The sequence below is a fragment of the Pelagimonas phthalicica genome (assembly GCF_004364805.1).
Lineage (GTDB): Bacteria > Pseudomonadota > Alphaproteobacteria > Rhodobacterales > Rhodobacteraceae > Pelagimonas > Pelagimonas phthalicica.
In genome coordinates, this window is sequence record NZ_SOAP01000002.1 from 156,475 (window position 1) to 175,392 (window position 18,918).

General features: G+C 58.8%; 20 protein-coding genes. 14 read left to right on the plus strand and 6 right to left on the minus strand.

Translation table 11 applies throughout. The annotated features are described in order from the left end of the window. Nucleotides 1-114: 114 nt before the first annotated feature. The 6 genes from bamA to lpxB all read left to right on the plus strand — a co-directional run bounded on the left by bamA (nucleotide 115) and on the right by lpxB (nucleotide 6,414). A complete protein-coding gene (bamA, locus tag CLV87_RS10830) occupies nucleotides 115-2,505 on the plus strand; it encodes an outer membrane protein assembly factor BamA (protein ID WP_370739635.1) in 2,391 nt (796 codons plus the stop codon). Between the two features lie 4 nt (nucleotides 2,506-2,509). Beyond that, nucleotides 2,510-3,124, plus strand: a complete 615-nt coding sequence (locus CLV87_RS10835) for an OmpH family outer membrane protein (RefSeq protein WP_099245206.1) — start codon at nucleotides 2,510-2,512, stop codon at nucleotides 3,122-3,124. A gap of 90 nt (nucleotides 3,125-3,214) precedes the next feature. Continuing rightward, a complete protein-coding gene (fabZ, locus tag CLV87_RS10840; RefSeq protein WP_099245208.1) occupies nucleotides 3,215-3,676 on the plus strand; it encodes a 3-hydroxyacyl-ACP dehydratase FabZ in 462 nt (153 codons plus the stop codon). Then, nucleotides 3,673-4,458: an acyl-ACP--UDP-N-acetylglucosamine O-acyltransferase gene (gene lpxA / locus CLV87_RS10845; RefSeq protein ID WP_099245210.1), complete on the plus strand. Its 786-nt coding sequence runs from the start codon at nucleotides 3,673-3,675 to the stop codon at nucleotides 4,456-4,458. Before fabZ ends, lpxA begins: the two co-directional genes overlap by 4 nt. 10 nt (nucleotides 4,459-4,468) lie before the next feature. Next, entirely contained in the window at nucleotides 4,469-5,257 is a 789-nt protein-coding gene (locus CLV87_RS10850; protein WP_099245212.1) for an LpxI family protein, read from the plus strand. Then, nucleotides 5,257-6,414: a lipid-A-disaccharide synthase gene (lpxB, locus tag CLV87_RS10855; RefSeq protein ID WP_099245214.1), complete on the plus strand. Its 1,158-nt coding sequence runs from the start codon at nucleotides 5,257-5,259 to the stop codon at nucleotides 6,412-6,414. The genes CLV87_RS10850 and lpxB overlap by 1 nt, the downstream gene beginning before the upstream one ends. A 218-nt stretch (nucleotides 6,415-6,632) precedes the next feature. Here lpxB and tkt read toward each other — a convergent pair whose 3' ends face one another. Beyond that, the gene (tkt, locus tag CLV87_RS10860) at nucleotides 6,633-8,651 is read right to left on the minus strand and encodes a transketolase (protein ID WP_099245216.1); all 2,019 of its coding nucleotides are present in this window, start codon (nucleotides 8,649-8,651) and stop codon (nucleotides 6,633-6,635) included. 226 nt (nucleotides 8,652-8,877) lie between these two features. Here tkt and CLV87_RS10865 point away from each other — a divergent pair, with 226 nt between their 5' ends. Together CLV87_RS10865 and CLV87_RS10870 are read left to right on the plus strand one after the other, a co-directional pair. Then, nucleotides 8,878-9,648, plus strand: a complete 771-nt coding sequence (locus CLV87_RS10865; RefSeq protein ID WP_133840753.1) for a hypothetical protein — start codon at nucleotides 8,878-8,880, stop codon at nucleotides 9,646-9,648. Next, nucleotides 9,648-10,046, plus strand: a complete 399-nt coding sequence (locus tag CLV87_RS10870; protein WP_099245220.1) for a cell division protein ZapA — start codon at nucleotides 9,648-9,650, stop codon at nucleotides 10,044-10,046. Before CLV87_RS10865 ends, CLV87_RS10870 begins: the two co-directional genes overlap by 1 nt. 74 nt (nucleotides 10,047-10,120) lie before the next feature. On the opposite strand, the gene grxD is transcribed toward CLV87_RS10870, so the two are convergent. The 4 genes from grxD to xth form a co-directional block, all read right to left on the minus strand. Further along, complete coding sequence (gene grxD, locus CLV87_RS10875; protein WP_099245222.1) at nucleotides 10,121-10,483, minus strand: Grx4 family monothiol glutaredoxin; 363 nt, start codon at nucleotides 10,481-10,483, stop codon at nucleotides 10,121-10,123. Further along, nucleotides 10,476-10,619 carry a hypothetical protein gene (locus CLV87_RS23860; protein WP_166652734.1) on the minus strand — a complete coding sequence of 48 codons (144 nt, stop codon included), beginning with the start codon at nucleotides 10,617-10,619 and terminating at the stop codon, nucleotides 10,476-10,478. Before CLV87_RS23860 ends, grxD begins: the two co-directional genes overlap by 8 nt. 4 nt (nucleotides 10,620-10,623) lie before the next feature. After that, nucleotides 10,624-10,860 (minus strand): BolA/IbaG family iron-sulfur metabolism protein, encoded by a 237-nt coding sequence (locus tag CLV87_RS10880; protein WP_099247676.1) that lies wholly within the window; start codon nucleotides 10,858-10,860, stop codon nucleotides 10,624-10,626. 120 nt (nucleotides 10,861-10,980) lie between these two features. Continuing rightward, nucleotides 10,981-11,763, minus strand: a complete 783-nt coding sequence (gene xth, locus CLV87_RS10885) for an exodeoxyribonuclease III (protein ID WP_099245224.1) — start codon at nucleotides 11,761-11,763, stop codon at nucleotides 10,981-10,983. 311 nt (nucleotides 11,764-12,074) lie between these two features. Between xth and CLV87_RS10890 the strand changes: the two genes are divergently transcribed. From CLV87_RS10890 to CLV87_RS10900, 3 genes are all read left to right on the plus strand, one after another. Beyond that, nucleotides 12,075-12,614: a DUF6749 family protein gene (locus tag CLV87_RS10890; RefSeq protein WP_133840754.1), complete on the plus strand. Its 540-nt coding sequence runs from the start codon at nucleotides 12,075-12,077 to the stop codon at nucleotides 12,612-12,614. A gap of 71 nt (nucleotides 12,615-12,685) precedes the next feature. Further along, nucleotides 12,686-13,768, plus strand: coding sequence for a DUF6902 family protein (locus CLV87_RS10895; protein ID WP_099245228.1), 1,083 nt, complete (start codon nucleotides 12,686-12,688; stop codon nucleotides 13,766-13,768). Further along, nucleotides 13,765-14,667 (plus strand): DMT family transporter, encoded by a 903-nt coding sequence (locus CLV87_RS10900; RefSeq protein WP_099245230.1) that lies wholly within the window; start codon nucleotides 13,765-13,767, stop codon nucleotides 14,665-14,667. Before CLV87_RS10895 ends, CLV87_RS10900 begins: the two co-directional genes overlap by 4 nt. A 73-nt stretch (nucleotides 14,668-14,740) precedes the next feature. Here the strand turns inward: CLV87_RS10900 and CLV87_RS10905 are convergent, their stop codons facing one another. Beyond that, entirely contained in the window at nucleotides 14,741-15,064 is a 324-nt protein-coding gene (locus CLV87_RS10905) for a HesB/IscA family protein (RefSeq protein ID WP_099245232.1), read from the minus strand. A gap of 76 nt (nucleotides 15,065-15,140) precedes the next feature. Between CLV87_RS10905 and CLV87_RS10910 the strand changes: the two genes are divergently transcribed. The 3 genes from CLV87_RS10910 to CLV87_RS10920 all read left to right on the plus strand — a co-directional run bounded on the left by CLV87_RS10910 (nucleotide 15,141) and on the right by CLV87_RS10920 (nucleotide 18,904). Next, the gene (locus CLV87_RS10910; RefSeq protein WP_099247678.1) at nucleotides 15,141-16,322 is read left to right on the plus strand and encodes a deoxyguanosinetriphosphate triphosphohydrolase; all 1,182 of its coding nucleotides are present in this window, start codon (nucleotides 15,141-15,143) and stop codon (nucleotides 16,320-16,322) included. A gap of 98 nt (nucleotides 16,323-16,420) precedes the next feature. Beyond that, nucleotides 16,421-17,050 carry a hypothetical protein gene (locus CLV87_RS10915; protein WP_133840755.1) on the plus strand — a complete coding sequence of 210 codons (630 nt, stop codon included), beginning with the start codon at nucleotides 16,421-16,423 and terminating at the stop codon, nucleotides 17,048-17,050. Nucleotides 17,051-17,083: 33 nt separating this feature from the next. After that, on the plus strand, nucleotides 17,084-18,904 hold the full coding sequence (locus CLV87_RS10920) for a cation:proton antiporter (RefSeq protein ID WP_099245236.1): 1,821 nt from the start codon (nucleotides 17,084-17,086) through the stop codon (nucleotides 18,902-18,904). Nucleotides 18,905-18,918 lie beyond the last annotated feature (14 nt).

Consider the following 18,918-nt stretch of genomic DNA (forward strand, 5'->3'; position numbering starts at 1 on the left):
CTATCCTTAGAGATCGTATAGCAAAAAACACAGGCAAATGACTGCCAAGCCCTTTTGACAAGGGCGGCCATTCCCGATACTCACTTTCTGAGGGATGTCGGAGTGGATTTCAAAATGGCAAAGGTCATTTCCGCGCGTAATGCGCAGGTTGGTTTCAAACGGGAAAATCGCGTGTCACGCGCTGCCAAGATTGTGGCGGTTTCCATGGCCTTGGCGGCCGGTGTCGGGGCTGCCACCCTGCCACAAACCGCTTATGCGCAAAGCTATGCTTTCACCAGCGTATCTATCGAAGGCAATGAACGCATCGAAGGGGCGACCATCCTGTCTTATGCCGGGATCGCACGCGGTCAGCGCGTGTCGGCGGGCGAGTTGAATGACGCCTATCAGCGCATCCTTGGTTCCGGGCTGTTCGAATCCGTTGATCTGATCCCACAGGGCTCTACCCTGGTCATCAAGGTTGTGGAATTCCCGACAGTGAACCTTGTCACTTTTGAAGGCAACAAACGCCTCAAGGATGAGGACCTGTCCAATATCGTTCAAACTCAGACACGGCGCGTGTTCAGCCCGCGGGTGGCCGAAGAAGATGCGCAACGCATTTCCGAAGCCTATACCCAGCAGGGGCGTATCGCAGCGCGTGTGTCCCCGAAGGTTATCAAACGCCGCGACAACCGTGTTGATCTGGTCTTTGAAGTTTTCGAAGGCGGCGTTATCGAGATTGAGCGCATCGGCTTTGCTGGCAACACAGAATTTGGCGACCGCCGCCTGCGTCGCGTTCTTGCGACCAAACAGGCCGGCCCATTGCGTGCCATCATCAAAAGCGACACCTTCATCGAAGACCGCGTAGCCTTCGACCAGCAGTTGCTGCGCGATTTCTATGCCTCGCGCGGTTATGTCGATTTTCGTGTCACTGGGGTGAACTCTGAACTGACCCAGGAACGTGACGGCTATTTCGTCACGTTCAATGTCGAAGAAGGGCAGCAATTCCATGTTGGCAATGTCGAGGTGACCTCGGACTTGCCAGAGGTGGATGTTGACCTGTTCCAAAGCAAAATCCGTCTGCGCTCGGGCAAGGTCTATTCACCGACCCGCGTTGAAAACGAAATTGCCCGTATGGAAAAACTGGCGGTGCGTGAAGGTCTGAACTTTGTTCGTGTTGAGCCACGCATCACCCGCAATGATCGCGACTTGACCCTGGATGTTGAATTGCAACTGACACGCGGGGATCGGATCTTTGTCGAGCGTATCGATATTGAGGGCAACACGACGACTCTCGATCGCGTGGTGCGCAAGCAATTCCCGGTTGCCGAAGGGGATCCGTTCAACCCACGCGCCATTCGTGAAAGCGCGGAGCGCATTCGCGCTTTGGGCTTCTTTACCAAAGCTGACGTGAATGCCCGCGAGGGTTCGACACCTCAGCAGGTGATCATTGACGTCGATGTGGAAGAACAGCCAACCGGCTCTATCGGGTTTGGCGGGTCTTATTCGTCCGATGGCGGGATCGGTCTGAACCTGTCCTTTAGCGAACGTAACTTCTTGGGACGTGGTCAAAAGTTCAGCTTTGGCGTGAATACCACGTCATCGAGCAACAAATATGATCTGTCTTTCAGTGAACCAGCCTTCCTGGGGCGTGATTTGGAGTTCGGTTTCAGCGCAAACTATTCTGAAACGAACAATGAAAACTCCAACTTTGATACGACACGCGGCACGTTCCTACCGTTCCTTGCCTTCCCGGTATCTGACAATGGCCGTTTGCAACTGCGCTACACACTTGCCTATACGGACCTTCCGGAAATTGAGGCGACGGATACGGATGTTGGTGGCATTATCAAATTTGAATCCGGGTTGGGCGAGCGGTTTGATAGTTCAGTAGGGTATACCTATACCTACGACACCTTGCGTGCTGGTCTGAGCGACAATACGCGTGTTCGTTTGGAATTCGGCCAGGACTTTGGCGGGTTGGGCGGCGACACCGCTTTTGTCAAAACCACAGCGCGTGCCGTGGCGCAGACAAAGATTTTCAACGATGAAGTGACCTTGCGAGCGTCGATTAGAGGCGGAGCGCTGAGCTATTCCAAAGAGGACAGCCGCACGACAGACCGCTTCCGGGTCAGTCCTACTGTCATGCGCGGGTTTGAGACCAATGGTATCGGACCGCGCGAAATCAACGATGGCCTGGATATTGACGACCCTCTGGGCGGCAACTTCTTTGCTGTGGCACGTTTTGAAGCCGATTTTTCTTTGGGCCTGCCCGAAGAATACGGCCTGAAAGGCGGCGTGTTCTATGACGTGGGTTCTGTTTGGGGCGTCAATGACGGCTATGACAGTCTCGTGTCTGCGGGCGGCGAAATCGTATCCAGTGATTTCGAATTGCGTCATGTGGTTGGCGTATCGCTGTTCTGGGACAGTGTGCTTGGCCCGCTGCGGCTCGACTTCACCGAGGCGGTGAAGAAAAACAAGCATGACAAACCGCTGAACTTCAACATTTCGGTTTCCAGAAACTTCTGATCCGATGAACGGTTTCCGGGCGCAGTTACTTGCTTTTGCCTTGGTGCTGGGGGGCTTTGGCCCCTCGGCGCACGCTCAACAGGTGCCCGGAGAATTTGATATCGGAACCGTGCAAAGCCCGGTTCTGGTGATTGAGTTCGAACGCGCCTTTGGCGAAAGCGCCTTTGGCAAACGCTTTGCGCTAGAACTGGAACAGGCTGGGGCGGAAATCGCTGCTGAAAACCGTCAGATCGAAGCGGAACTGACGGAAGAAGAACAGAAGCTCACGGAACAGCGCCAAACTCTTGACCCACAAGCGTTTCGCGAATTGGCGGATGCCTTTGACCAAAAGGTGCAAAAGCTGCGCCGCGAGCAAGACACCAAGGCCCGCGCTTTGGTCGAACGTCAGGAAACGGCCCGACGTGATTTCCTGATTTCTGCCCGTCCGGTTTTGAACAGGATCATGCAGGATGCCGGGGCTGTTGTTGTCATGGACAAACGCAATGTCTTTGCCACGGTGTCGGCCATTGATGTGACGGATCAGGTCATTCTGGGGATCAACCAGCTCTTGGCCGAAGCTGACAAAGCCAATGCGCCAAAAGATGCCCCAGCCGAAGAGCCATCAAAACAAGATCCATGACCGCTTCTTGCCCTGACTTCTCTGGGTTGATAGGGACATAGGCAGAAAAGACCGTCGAAAAGACAGTCGCATAAGACAAGGGCAAGCTTCATGACCGACACGCTTCTGAGCGCCGATATCCAACTGATCCAGCGCATCCTGCCGCATCGCTACCCATTCCTTCTTGTGGATCGGGTCGAAGAGATCAACGGCACGCAATCCGGCGTTGGCATCAAGAACGTCACCATGAACGAGCCGCATTTTCAGGGCCATTTCCCGGGCCTGCCCATCATGCCAGGCGTGACCATCGTCGAGGCGATGGCGCAGACCGCCGCGGTCATCGTCGGCACGGCGCTGGATATGGCCGACAAAGAAATGAAGGTCTATTTCATGGCCATCGACAAATGCAAATTCCGTCGCAAAGTGGTGCCCGGCGACCAGCTGCGCATGAACCTGACCACGGTACGTGGCAAACCCGGCGGCAAGGTCTGGAAATTCTCCGGCGTGGCCGAAGTCGATGGCGAAATGGCCGCCGAATGCGAATTTACCGCGATGATGGACCTGCCTGCATGAGCGCGCAGATCCACCCCTCAGCCTTAATCGAAGAGGGCGCGCAGATTGGCGAGGGTTGCGTCATTGGCCCGTTTTGCACGATTGGCCCCAATGTTGTGCTTGGCCCGCGTGTTGAGTTGAAATCGCATGTCGTGGTGACCGGCCATACCGAGATCGGTGAGGAAACGGTTATCTTTCCCTTCGCCGTGATCGGTGAAATCCCTCAGGACCTGAAGTTTGACGGTGAAGAGACGCGATTGATCGTAGGCAAACGCAATCGCATCCGGGAACATGTCACCATGAATACCGGCACGGCCGGCGGTGGCGGAGTAACGCGCGTGGGCGATGACGGGCTCTTCATGGCCTCCAGCCATGTGGCCCATGATGTGACTGTCGGGAACAATGTCATACTGGCCAATAACGTCGCCCTTGCTGGTCATTGCACGCTTGAGGACCAGGTGATTGTCGGCGGCTTGTCCGGCGTTCACCAATTTGTCCGCATCGGGCGCGGCGCGATTATTGGTGCTGTCACCATGGTCACCAATGATGTGATCCCGCATGGTTTGGTGCAGGGCCCGCGTGGCCAGTTGGACGGTCTCAACCTTGTGGGTCTGAAACGGCGCGGCGTTGCGCGTGAGGACATCACAGCCCTGCGCGCGGCCTTTCAGATGTTGGCGCAAGGCGAAGGAACCTTCCAAGATCGCGCCCGTCGCCTTGGCGAAGAGACATCGAGTGACTATGTCTCAGAGATCGTTGCCTTTATTCTGGGCGACAGTGATCGGTCATTCCTAACTCCGGGCTAAGGCACGCAACATGTTGGCATTGATTGCAGGACGAGGTGAATTGCCCACCGTGGTGGCGCAGGCTTTGCCAGATCGTCCTGTGATCTGCGCCTTGGAGCATGTCGCGCCAACGTCGTTGAAGCCGGATCATGTGTTTCGGCTCGAACGGCTCGGCGGGTTGCTGAAATGGCTGAAATCGCAAGGCGTGAGCGAGATTTGCATGTGTGGTGCCGTGCGCCGTCCGGTCTTTGACTGGAAATATCTCGACTTTGCTACGATCCTTTTGCTGCCCCGGATTCTGCGCGCTTTGCGCAGGGGGGATGATGGCGCTTTGCGGATTGCCATCGATATTTTTGAAAGCGCCGGGTTCAAGGTTTTGGCAGCGCATGAAGCAGTGCCGGATCTCTTGCCGGATTACGGCGTGCCAACCCTGTCACAACCCTCGCCCGAGGCGGACCGTCTGGCGCGGCTGGGCGATGAGGTCAGCGCCGATCAGGGGCGGCAGGATCTGGGGCAGGCCTGCGTCGTGGCCCGCAGCGGCATTGCCGCGCGCGAAACCGATGCTGGCACCGATGCCATGCTCAGCTCGCTGGGGCAGGGGGCGCGTGGCGGTGTGCTCTACAAGGCCCCCAAGCCCGGACAGGACCGCCGTGCTGATTTGCCGACCATCGGGCCGGATACCGCCCGCAACGCGGCTGAGGCTGGCCTTGCCGGCATCGTGATCGAGGCCGAGGGTGTCATGGTGCTGAACTTTGAGGAAACCCTGAAACGTCTGGACGCTGAGGGGCTGTTCCTTTGGATCCGCGAGAGGCCGGAATAATGCGGGTCTTTATCACAGCGGGCGAAGCCTCGGGCGATAAGCTGGGCGTGGCTCTGATGCGTGGCCTGCGCCAGCTGGTGCCGGATGTGCAATTCCGTGGCATTGGCGGGCCGCTGATGGAGGCTGAGGGGCTCGACAGTCTCTTTCCCATGGACGAAATCAGCGTCATGGGCGTGACCGAGATCCTCAAGGAATATCGTCACCTCAAGGCCCGCATTCGCGAGACAGCCGATGCGGTGATTGCCGAGAAACCCGATGTGTTGATCACCATCGACCTGCCGGAATTTTCCCTGCGGGTGAACCGTTTGGTTAAGGCGGTGAGCGATGTGCGCGTGGTGCATTACGTGGCCCCCACCGTTTGGGCCTGGCGGCCCGGTCGGGCGCAAAAAATGGCGGCGCATGTGGACCAGGTTCTGGCGCTCTTGCCGTTTGAGCCGCCCTATATGCGCGAGGCGGGGATGGAGTGCGACTTTGTCGGCCATCCTGTGGTGACCGATCCGCAGGCCAGTGCCGAAGAGGCGCAGGCTTTTCGGGACAAATATGGGATCGAAGGTGAATTGGCTTTGGTTTTGCCGGGGTCGCGTAGGTCAGAAATCGGGCGTTTGCTGCCGGTTTTTACGAAAGTCGCGGTCCTTCTGCACGAAAAACGGCCCGCGTTGAAACTGGTCATCCCGGCGGCTGGCAATGTGGTTGAGGCGGTCCAACACGCGGTTAGCGATTGGCCCGGCGCGCCTTTGGTGCTGGACCCGCGCGGCGATGATGGGGCTGAAAAGCGCGCGGCGTTTCGGGCGGCTGATGTGGCACTGGCGGCGTCAGGCACAGTGTCGCTGGAACTGGCCGCAGCGGGGACGCCCATGGTCATCGCCTATGATATGAGCTGGCTCAGCCGCCAGATAATTGGACGCATGCTGCTGGTGGATACGGTGACACTGGTCAATTTGGTTTCCGAAACCCGCGCCGTGCCGGAATTCATTGGCAAAGACTGCCAACCCGATCCAATCGCGGCTGAGGTTTTGAACGTCCTGGACGCGCCAGATGCGCAGAATGCGGCGATGGCTTTGACCATGGAACGCCTTGGTTTGGGCGGAGAGCATCCGGGACTGCGCGCCGCCAAGGCGGTTTTGAACGGGTTGAAAGGCAAGGCGACTGTCAACTGAACTCCCGCCCGGCTTTGCCGGGCCGCGCCTGCCTGCCCCCTTGGCAGGCGCATTTGCAACCTCGCGGCATTTCAAGGCGATGCGTCGTTTGCGACCTTTGTTCTTGATTGGTCTGTTTCGAACGCGCCTGCCCAGGCAGGCGCGACCCAGCAAAACCACTCATTCAACAAAAAAGGCCGCGTAAACACGCGGCCTTTTCATCAGCTCTTCTAATCCGCTTACAGCAGCGATTTGACCTTTTCGGCCACAGCCTCGGCGGTGATGCCGAACTTTTCGTACAACGTGCCAGCCGGGGCCGAGGCACCAAAGCCTTCCATGCCGACAAAGCCGGATTTCTTGGCCGAGCCACGCTCGCCACACAGCCACTTGTCCCAGCCCATCTGCACCGAGGCCTCAACAGCCACGCGCACCGGACCAGCCGGTGGCAGCACGCGGCGACGATAGCTTTCATCCTGCTGCTCAAACAGCTCCCAGCACGGCATGGACACCACGCGGGTGCCGATGCCTTCGGCCTGCAGCAGATCACGCGCCGCCAGCGCGATTTCGACCTCAGAGCCGGTGGCCATAATGATCGCCTGACGCTTGCCCTCGGCCTCGGCCAGCACATAAGCGCCTTTCTCAACCAGGTTGGCGTTCTTATGCTCTTTGCGCACGGTGGGCAGGCCCTGACGGGTCAGGGACAGAACCGATGGCGTGCCGGTCTGGCGCAGGGCGATTTCCCAGGCCTCGGCAGTTTCCACGGTATCCGCCGGACGGAAGACCAACGTGTTCGGCGTGGCGCGCGAAATGGCCAGATGCTCCACCGGCTGGTGGGTCGGGCCATCTTCGCCCAGACCAATGCTGTCATGGGTCATGACAAACACAGTTGGCACTTTCATCAGCGCCGCCAGACGCATGGCCGGGCGGGCATAGTCGGTAAAGGCCATGAAGGTGCCCGCATAGGGGCGCACGCCGCCATGCAGCGCCATGCCGTTCATCGCCGAGGACATGCCGTGCTCGCGAATGCCCCAATAGACGTAACGACCTTTGCGATTGTCGGTGTCAAACACCCCCATATCGCCGGTCAACGTGTTGTTAGAGCCAGTCAAGTCAGCCGAACCACCCATGGTTTCGGGCATGATCGGATTGATCACCGCCAGCGCCATTTCGCTGGATTTACGGGTCGCAACCTTGGGCTGCTCTTCGCTGATCTGCTTTTTCAGGCCTTTGACCACGGCAGAGAGCTTCTTGGGCGCTTCGCCATTCATCACGCGGGCGAATTCTTTCTGACGACCGGCAGAGGCTTCGGCCAAGCGGCCTTCCCAGGCTTCGCGTTCGGCTGCGCCACGGGTGCCAACCTCTTCCCACCAGGTCTTGATCTCGGCAGGGATCTCAAAGGTACCAGCGGTCCAACCCCAGTTCTCCTTGGCGGCAACGTTCTGTTCTGCGTTGGTCAAAGCGCCGTGACCTTTGGAAGTGTCCTGCGCCGCGTGACCCAAAGCGATATGGGTTTTGCAGGCGATCATCGACGGTTTGCCGGCTTTCTTGGCGGCAACAATCGCGGCGTCGATGGCTTCGGGATCGTGACCGTCGATTTCCTGAACATGCCAGCCCGAGGCCTTGAAACGCTGAACCTGGTCGGTGCGATCAGACAGGGACACCTTACCGTCAATGGTGATGTCATTGTTGTCCCAGAAGACAATCAGGTTAGAGAGCTCATAGCGCCCCGCCAGACCGATGGCTTCTTGGCTGACACCTTCCATCAGGCAGCCGTCACCTGCGATCACATAGGTGTGGTGATCGACCAGTTTCTTACCGAAACGGCCACGCAGGTTTTCTTCGGCCATGGCAAAACCAACCGAATTGGCGATGCCCTGACCCAGCGGGCCGGTGGTGGTTTCAACCGCCTTGAGCAAGAAGTTCTCGGGGTGACCGGCAGTTTTCGCGCCCCATTGACGGAAGTTCTTGACCTCTTCCAGGGTCACTTCGGGATCGCCACAGAGATAGAGCAGCGCATAGATCAGCATAGAGCCGTGGCCCGCCGACAGGATAAACCGGTCGCGGTCATGCCAGTCAGGGTTCTTTGCGTCGAATTTCAGGTGCTTGGAAAACAGCACGGTCGCCACGTCAGCCATGCCGATGGGCATGCCGGTATGGCCGGAATTTGCTTCGGCCACGGCGTCCAGCGCCAGGGCACGAATAGCGGTCGAACGCATCCAATGGTCAGGATTACGGGTACGGAGCTCTTGGATATCCACTTGGTCTTGATCCTTCAGCCTGGGTGGGATTAGGCGCTCAATAGCAGTGTTGAGCCAAAGTGCAAGCGTGCCAAGGTGGACAAAACCCTTAAAACCGGCCTAAGACGTTGGAATATAAAGGGGCGCAATTTCCGTGTGCGCTTGATAAACTTTTGTGAACCGGACCAAAGCGCGATTCGTGTGCGTTAGCGCCAACAGCGGGTCCGAGACAAAGCAGGGGGGCAGGATGACCCAAATCGATGAATTGCACGGTCGCATCAGCCGTGCGCTGGACCAGATTGCACAACGTGTCGAAGGGTATGCACCGCCGGAAAGCGCGGGCGAAGATCCCGAGGCCGCCGCCCGTCTGGCCGAGCTTGAGGCAGCGATGAGTGCTGCACAAGAAGATGCCAAGGCAGCGCAGATCGAAGCCAATGTCGCGCGCGAGGCTGCGGCGGCTGAAGCCGAGAAAACCCGCCAGCTTGAGGATGAGATTGCCCAGCTGACCGATCAACTGGCCGCTGCCAAAGAGGCCGCGGAAATGGCGGCCTCGGCTGCTCCGGAACCAGAGCCGGAAGCGGAGCCCGTGGCAGAGGTCGAAGAGCCCGCCGCACCTGCGGTTGATAGCGGCGAATTGGACGCGCTGCGCGAAGAGCTCGAAGACGAAAAGATGGCCAATGCGCAGTTGCAGGAACGTCTGCGTGTGCTGACCGCCCGGCAGGAGGAGGCTCCGGTCGTCGCTGATACCGGCGGGGATAGTGACCAGCGCGCCGCGATGGAGCAGTTGGACACCGATCTGCAACGCCTGCGCGCCGCGAACACCCAGCTTGAGGAAACCATTGTGGCCCTGCGCGAAGCCAACGCCCAGGGCGTCGGCGATCCGCATCTGATCAACAAGGCCATGCTGGCCGAGCTGGAAAACCTGCGCCGGGCGCGCGCGACCGATATGGCGGAAACCAATGCCGTGCTCGCCGCGATGGAGCCGCTCTTGGCTGATGCCGCAGAGGAGAGTGCCTGATGTCACAGATCGAAGTCGAAATCGTCATTGGTGGCCGTACCTTTGAGGTGGCTTGCCAGGATGGCGAACAGCAATTCCTGCAATCCGCCGCGCGTCTGCTTGATGCCGAGGCCAGCGTGCTGGTGGGCCAGATCGGCCGCATCCCCGAGCCACGCATGTTGCTGATGTCTGGCCTGATGCTGGCAGACAAAACCGCCGGGCTTGAGGAAAAGCTGCGCGAGGCGGATGACAAGATGGCGGCTTTGCAGGCCGAGTTGGACGAGCTCAAGAGCGCACCACCGCCCATGCCCGAAAAGGTCGAGGTCCCGGTGATCCCCGGCAATGTGACCGATGGTCTGGCCGAATTGGCCGCGCAGGCCGAAGCACTGGCAGCCTCAGTGGATGAGAAGCTGGCTTAAGCTTCGCTCTTCACCAAAACAAAAAGCGCCCCGATTGAGGGCGCTTTTTCTTTGGCTCTTCCTGAATAAAGAGATCAGGCGTTGGCCTCACGGATCTTGTCCGCTGCCTCTTTGTTGTACGCCAGACCATTTTCATCAAACAATGTGTCCAGCTCGCCCGAAAGGGTCATCTCGGTGACGATATCGCAGCCGCCGACAAATTCGCCTTTGACATAGAGCTGCGGGATGGTTGGCCAGTCGGAATAATCCTTGATGCCCTGACGGATCGCATCGTCGGCCAGAACGTTCACATCCGTGTATTCCAGGCCCATATAGTTCAGCACACCGGCCACACGGCTTGAAAAGCCACATTGCGGCATGTCCTTGGTGCCCTTCATGAACAGCACCACATCATTGGCTTTGACGGTTTCGTCGATTTGGGTCTTTGCGTCAGTCATCTTGTTGCTCCTCTAAGCGGCGTTTGCGCTCTTTGCGGATGTAAGGGGTCAGCGCGCCATAGGTCAGCACGCCCAACACGGCGAGACAGGCCAGGATGGGCCAAACATTGTTGAGATAGTTGGCCAGCCCGGTCATGGGATCAATCCGGGGCCTTGGTGGTCAGAGCCAGCGCGTGCAATTCGCCGCTGGGGCCGTCCATCTTGCCTTTGAGGGCGGCATAGACGGCGCGCTGCTGCTGTACGCGATTTTTTCCGCGAAAGCTTTCGTCGATGATCATGGCAGACATATGGACACCATCATCGCCTGCCACCTGGATTTCGGCATCCGGAAAGGTCTCGCGCAGCAGGTCTTCGATTTCTTGGGCATGCATCGGCATGTGGCCTTGGCCTCCGGTTTGTTGTCTTTCCTGACAGAAATAGGGCGATGCCCGGCCCGGCGCAAGCGCTTGCCGCCACTTGCGCCCCACCATTTGGTCGCGCCCTTGGGCAATCAGGCGTTAGATGTCCAACTCAATCCAGACCGGCACGTGATCTGATGGCTTTTCGCGCCCGCGCACATGGGCGTCGATTTTGCAGTCGACCATTTTATCAGCCGCCTGCGGTGTCAGCAGGAAATGGTCGATGCGAATGCCATTGTTCTTTTGCCAGGCCCCGGCCTGATAGTCCCAGAAACTGTAATGCTCTGGCCCTTGAGTGCGGGCGCGAAAGGCCTCGGTAAAGCCGAGATTCAGGATCCGGCGAAAGGCTGCGCGGCTTTCGGGGCGATAAAGCGCGTCCTCGGTCCAATCCTGCGGGCGGGCGGCATCTTCGGCCTGGGGGATGATATTATAGTCACCGGCCATCAGCGCGGGCATCTCACCCTCCAGCAATTGCTGGGCGCGTGTCTGCAGCCGTTCCATCCAGGCCAATTTGTAATCATATTTTGGTCCGGGGGCCGGGTTGCCATTGGGCAGATACAGCCCACAGATGCGGATCGCATCCCGTTCGCCCATCACGGTGGCCTCGATCCAACGCGCCTGTTCATCTGATTCGTCGCCGGGCAAGCCGCGGGTCACGTCTTCTAGGGGCAGTTTGGACAGAATAGCGACACCGTTGAAGCTCTTCTGCCCATGGGTTTCCACATTATAGCCGCGCTCTTCGAAATCCTGACGCGGAAAAGCGTCATCAACTGACTTGATCTCCTGCAGCAGTGCCACATCTGGTTGTGCTTCGTCCAACCATGCAAGCAGTGCGGGCAGCCGCGCCTTGATACCATTGATGTTGAATGTGGCGATTTTCATGAACGCACTCCCTTTGCCTTTCTATCGCTGAAAGCGGGGGCAGAGCGCAAGGAAACTATGTGACTCGGGTGCGATTCGGAATCACTAAAATTTGCAATAAAGTGTTGCATTGCAAAGTTTCAACTTATCCACAGGAAAGTTGAATCTGTGGATAAAATTGATTCAAAATCAACTTGAAGACATTGCGATAACTAATTGATGTGGATAACTTTTTGCGACCACAACCTTAACGGGAATTAACTATTATGCAAACGCGGTAGGGTGGCAGCTTTGGGGGGCAACAACACGCAACTCTCAAACGGAGAATTCCAATGTCTGCTCAACACAAGCACATGATTTCTGAACAAACCGTTTCCAAAGTGGAAACAAGCGCGCTGACCGGTGAAGCTGTGGAAATGTTCACCTCGTGGTCTGGTCCGGCGGGTGGCAATACCGAAGCCGGTGACGCGGTCGAGATGTTCACATCCTGGTCTGGCCCATCTGCCGGGAACACCGATGCAGGGGACGCCGTTGAAATGTTCACCTCTTGGAGCGGCCCTGCAAGCGGAAATACCGACGCCGGAGACAACGTAGAGATGTTTACCTCGTGGAGCGGCCCGGCGGGCGGCAACACCGATGCCGGTGACAATGTAGAAATGTTCACCTCGTGGAGCGGCCCGGCGGGCGGCAATACCGAAGCAGGTGACAATGTCGAAATGTTCACATCTTGGTCCGGTCCAGCAGGCGGCAACACCGATGCCGGCGACAGCGTCGAAGCCTTCACATCCTGGTCTGGCCCGGCGGGCGATCAGATCGATGCGGGTGACAATGTCGAGGCCTTTACCTCCTGGTCCGGTCCAGTCACCGCCTAACCCCTTATCAGGCTTCAGAATCCGGGCGGGCGTCGCTGCTCTGCCTCACCGACCAAGAGGAGTACCTTATTGTGACAAATGTCATCGCGCTCAACGTTCCGACCCGGATTCTGCCTCAGGAGGCGCGGATCTCCGCGCTTCTGGGTTGCTTTTCCCAAGACCGCCGCATCTCGGATGATGTGTTCTGGCTCAAGGAAAATGCGGAACTTTTGAACATTCTGGAATGCACCGGCCAATCGGTGCATCCCGAAACCCTGCAGCTTTTCGAAGGATTTTACCAAAACGCCGAAAAGCGGCTGCAATTCTTTCCTCAATATTACCGCTTTCTGCTGTCTCTTGCTTTGGACCTAGAGGATCTGGGCCTGCCAGGGGATGTCGCGCAACGCATGGTGGATTTCGCAAAACAACAGGACCTGCCTTTGGCCGAACTCTCGGATCTGCAACGTGCAGAGGCGCGCAGGCTGATGATTCGCCGTGGGGTAGAAAGCGTCAGAGATGAAGGGCTAGATGACCGTTTGCGCGCATTTGCCGCCCGAACGCACACTTTTTCCCTGCCAAACAAGAAAGCTGCGTATGAATTAACACATATTTCATTCTACCTGAGCGAGTACGGTCGACGTGACCCGAAACTTAGCGTAGAAGGGAAGTTGAGTTTGCATTTCGCCGGATTGACCGCCTTTCTTGATCAGAACGCTGATTTGTTGGCCGAAATCTGCATTGCGCTCCGTTACGCGGGGGTGGTGCCACCGAAAATCTGGACTGATTGGTTAAAAACGGAAACAGTAGGGTTCATAATAGAAGATGGAGACCATGTGCCGCTGAATGATGATTATCACGCGTTTCTGGTGTGCAATTGGCACCAAGCGGTCGCCGGTGGCCCGCTCTTTCGTATGCCCATTCCGGGCGGGCGGATGCGTTTTGAGCATCATCATCGCGCCACTGCTTTGCGTGAGATTTCGCAAGTCATGCTTTCTTTGGATGATGCGCGCAGCGGTGATTGGCATGTGATGCGCAACCGCATGGCCCCACAACTCTCCCCCGAGGCGCGGGACGTGTTGAACATCGCCGCCGAAAGCAGCACCGAATTCGACGCCTTTTTCGAAGGCTTCGCCCGCGCCAACCAGCGCATCAGCCAGGGAGGGCGGTTGTCATGAAGGCCACAACTCTCGGAGCGCTGCTCGTCATTATATATACCGGTATGATGGCCGGGGCGGATGGCATCACCAAATTCATCGCCGGAGGCTATGAAGCACCGCAGCTCTTTGCGCTTTCCGCCGCCTTGGTTGTGCTGATGGCCGCGGGGGCCACCCGTGTCAGCAAGGGCGAAACCCTGCGCATCCATTCGGTCAAACCGATGATCGCCCGCTCGGTCCTGACCGTGATTGCCGCCGTGGCCTTTTTCAAGGCCTTTATGTTGCTGCCTTTCGCTGACGTCTTTTTGTTCATTGGCCTGATGCCTTTGATCGCGGCGGCCATGTCGGGCCCTATGCTGGGGGAAACCCCGCGCCCCTTGGCCTGGGTGGCTCTTGGGATCGGGGCCTGCGGGGTGTTTTTCCTGATGCCCGGCGGGATTAGCGGCATGCAAGCTGGTCATTTCTGGGCCTTCGCCGCTGCCATCACCGGCACGGCCTCCATGCTTTTGGCCCGTGTCATTGCCCAAGTCGAACGTGCGCCTCTGGCGCAAGTCTTCTGGCCCAACCTGGCGCTTTTGATCGCCATGGGCGCGGCCTTGCCCTTTGTCTGGCGGCCCATGAGCTTTGCCGATGCCGGCTGGATCGTCGGTTACGCGGTCTTCCTCTTTGGCGCACGCTATGTGGTGGCCGAGGCGCTGCGGCTCTTGCCCGCCTATGTGGCCACCCCGCTGATGAACCTGCAATTTGTCTGGATGGTTGCCATCGGCATGGTCGCCTTTGGTGAAATCCCCGGCACCGGCACTGTTCTGGGCGTGATGCTGGTCATCGCCTCGGGCCTGTGGCTGGTGATCGAGGAAAGCCTGCAGCGCAAGAAGATCGATGCGCAACAGGCCAACTCCGCCGCCATCGCTGCTGAATAAAAGACTCACCAATCAAATAAGGCCTCCGCAACCAGCACTGCGGAGGCCTTTTCTATTTCAAGCCCGTGCCAGCCTACATCGAGAAAGATGTGCCACAACCGCAGGAACTGCTGGCGTTTGGATTGTCGATGGTGAACCGCGCGCCGATCAATTCATCGCTGAAATCAATGGTCGCGCCCGCCAGAAAGGGCAGGGAGACCGGGTCAACCACAACCTTTTCGCCGCTTTCCTCCAGCACCAGATCATCGCCTGCTGGCTCGTCCAACTTGATCTCATATTGAAAACCACTGCACCCGCCGCCTTCGACCGCGACACGCAGGGCTTTGCCATCCTCGGCGGCACCGATTTCAGACAGCCGTTCATAGGCGCGGGGGGTGACAATTGGGGGCAGTTGCATGGGATCTCTCGCGGTTTATCTCTGCGCAGAATTGCAATATAGGGCGGCTTGGGACAAGCGACAAGGAGCGCAGATCATGCGCGCATATTTTGCCTGTGATCCGCAAGCGGTGCGGGGCCGGCTTTATGACGAAGAAGAAAGCGCGCATCGCTCGTGCTTTCAACGGGATCGGGATCGGATCATTCATTGTTCGGCCTTTCGGCGGCTGAAACACAAAACTCAGGTCTTTGTGGAACATGAGGGCGATTTCTATCGCACCCGGCTGACCCATTCGATCGAGGTCGCGCAGGTGGCGCGTACCATTGCCAATGCGTTGGGATTGAACACCGATCTGACCGAGGCAGTGGCGCTGGCCCATGATCTTGGCCATACGCCCTTTGGCCATACTGGCGAAGACGCCCTGGATCTACTGATGCAGCCCTATGGCGGGTTTGATCACAATGCCCAGACCCTGCGGATTGTGACCTCGCTCGAACGGCACTACGCCGAATTCAACGGCTTGAACCTGACCTGGGACACGCTCGAAGGGATCGCCAAACATAACGGTCCGGTCACCGGCGACATTCCTTATGCCTTGGCCGAATATAACGCGCTGCATGATCTTGAATTGCACACCCATGCCAGCGCCGAGGCCCAGGTGGCGGCCCTGTCGGATGATGTGGCCTATAACAATCACGACCTGCATGACGGCCTGCGCGCCGGATTGCTGCAGGAAAGTGACGTCATGGATCTGCCCATTGTCGGCGCGGCCTATGCCGAGGTCGACAAGGCCTATCCCGATATTGACGCTTATCGGCGCCGACACGAGGCCTTGCGTCGGGTCTTTGGGGTCATGGTCGTCGATGTGCTGACAGAGTCTAAGGCGCGACTGGCCTCTTCGGGGTGCAAGACCGCGCAGGACATCCGTGAACTGGGCGCGCCGGTCATTGCCTTTTCTGACGCGCTTTGGGCCGAGCTCAAGGTGATCCGCAGCTTCCTCTTTTCCAACATGTATCGCGCCCCAACCGTGATGGAGCAGCGCCGCCGGGTGACCATCGCCCTGAACGAGCTTTTTCCGATCTATATGCAAGACCCGACCCTGTTGCCCCAACGCTGGCAGGTCGACCCAAGCGCACTGGAAGATGAGGTCACCCGCGCCCGTCTGGTCGCGGATTACGTGGCAGGCATGACGGATCGCTTTGCCTTGCAGCAGCATATCCAGCTGACCGGGCGCGATGTGCTGGAGGGGTTGGCGCAATCCGGGCTTCCCCCCAGTTAGGCTTTGTGTCAAATACGCGTATCGGTTGGTTGTATGCAATTGAGGGTTGATACCCCCTTCGAACAGCCAGTCGCGTTGGACTGTCCGGGGGGGCGTGCGTGCTGGGCGTATCGCGGTTTCGAAACAAGGTAGCGGTGATTGCCGGGGCCGAGCACCCGATCGGAGCGGCGATGGCCGCGCGATTGGCCGGTTTTGGCGCGACCGTCATTGCCTTGGGCCGTGATGATACCAAGTTGCGCGCCTTGGCCACTCCAAACCCCAAACAGATCGAACCCTTGGCGCTGCATGCGGGTTGGCGCGATATCCTGCCGCTTTTGCAAGAGGCCTGGGCCGATCAACATATTGATATCTATGTTGATCTCATGCCGCTGATGCAGGTGGATACCAGTTTGGAAGCCTCAGACGGATTCGCCTTCAGCGCCGGGCTTGCCGCCTCATTACGACGTGGGCTGCGCGCCGGAAAGGCCCTGTCAGTTCTGGTTGTTCCAGGGTCTAACCCGCTCGACACCGCGCGCCCCGCGCCGGATAGTTACCGCGCCTTGCTTCAGCGATTTACCAAGAACAACACCATGGTGCGCATGGTCGGCGTGCGCATGCCGCGCGGCAAGGAAAGCTGGACCAGATCCGAGGCTTTGTCAGCGGGCGACACGATTCTCATGCTGTGCCATCCGGTGTCACGTGGGGTCAAAGGTGGGACGGTTATCGACTGGGACGCCTGCGTAGGGTAGTCCTTCGATAAGCGAACAGGCAAAGGTGTGGGTATGGCGGTTTCTTCGGGCACCGGATTGGATCCGGTTGTGGCAATGGCGTTGGTCGGGGCCCTGGGTGTGGGCAGCCAATGGTTGGCCTGGCGCATGCGCCTGCCTGCAATTGTCCTGATGCTGGCGGCGGGCCTTTTGGCCGGGCCGGGCCTGGGCGTTTTGAACCCATCCGCACAGTTCGGAGATTTGCTCAAACCCATGGTGGCCATCGCCGTGGCAATCATCCTGTTCGAGGGCGGCATGGTGTTGAACCTGCACAGCCTTTCGGACGCGGCCAAAGGGGTGCGCCGCTTGGTGATCGTCGGCGCGCCTCTGGGCTGGCTGGCCTCGGCCTCGGTTTTACACTTTGTTGCTGGCTTGGGCTGGGCGTCTTCCGCGGTGTTTGGCGGCATCATGATTGTAACCGGCCCCACGGTCATCGCGCCTTTGCTGCGACAGGCCCGCTTGCAAAAACGCCCCGCCGCGCTTTTGCAATGGGAGGCCATCGTCAACGACCCTGTTGGCGCTTTGGCTGCTGTGCTGGCCTTTGAGGTCATCGTCGTCCTGAACGCTGCCACCAGCGCCGGTCATGCGGTGCAGCAACTGGCGATTGGCATCGGGTTGGCGACGATCCTTGGTGTTGCCGGGGGCTGGGGCATTGCCAAAAGCTTTCGCCAAGGATGGGTGCCGGAATACATGAAGATCCCGGTCTTGTTCGTTGCATTGATTGGCGTTTTTGCATTGTCAGATTTCATGCTGCATGAAAGCGGGCTGCTGGCGGTCACCATAATGGGTCTCTGGATCGCCAATTCCGACCTGCCCAGCTATGTCGAGCTGCGCCGGTTCAAGGAACATGCCACGGTGCTGCTGGTTTCGGGCGTTTTCATCCTGCTCTCCGCCAATATGAGCCGCGAGACTTTGGCAGCGTTGGATTGGCGCGCCTTGCTCTTTGTTCTGGCGGTGATCTTTATCGCGCGGCCCTTGCCGGTGCTGGCGGCGCTCGCCTTTACCAACGTGCCCTGGCGCGAACGCCTGCTGGTGGCGATGACCGGCCCGCGCGGCGTGGTTCTGGTCGCGGTTGCGGGCCTGTTTGGCGAACGTCTGGCCGAGCTCGGCATCGAGGATGGCGCGCGCATCGCACCGCTGGCTTTTGCGCTGGTTCTGGCCACGGTGGTCTTGCACGGCTTTACCCTGACGCCCGTGGCTCGCGCGCTTGGCCTGACCGCCGGCACAACGCCGGGCGTTTTGATCCTGGGCGGATCAAAATTCTCGGTCGCGCTGGCGCAGGGGCTTGAAAAACTAGGCCTTCAGGTGCTGTTGGCCGATCCCAACCACGCCCATCTGCGCAACGCACGCGAGGCGGGCGTGCCGGTCTATTACGGCGATATCCTCTCTGAGGCCGCCGAGGACCGGCTGGACATTGTGGCCTATGATACCCTGATCTGCGCCACCGATAATGACGCCTATAACACGCTGGTCGCCACCGATCTCGCGCCGGAATTTGGCCGGGCCAATGTGTTTCAACTGCGCCGCGTGCGCGAAACCAGCTCGCGCCACGCCTTGCCGGTGACGTTGGGTGGCAAACCCATCGGCGCGGATGAGACGTTTTTTGAGCTTAACGCCCGCATGTCCGAGGGCTGGGATTTCCGCGCCACCACGCTGAGCGACGCATTCAACGCCGAGGCCTGGCGCGCCGAACATCCCGAGGCGGTGCCTGTGGCCGTGCTGGGCAAAGGCGGCGGGTTGCGCCTGCTTGGGCCCGAGGACAGCTTGCGCGATGCCGCCGGGGCGCAGGTCTTGTCCTTTGCGCCGCGACGACAAAGCGCCGAAGCCCCAAGTTAAACCCAAGACAAAAC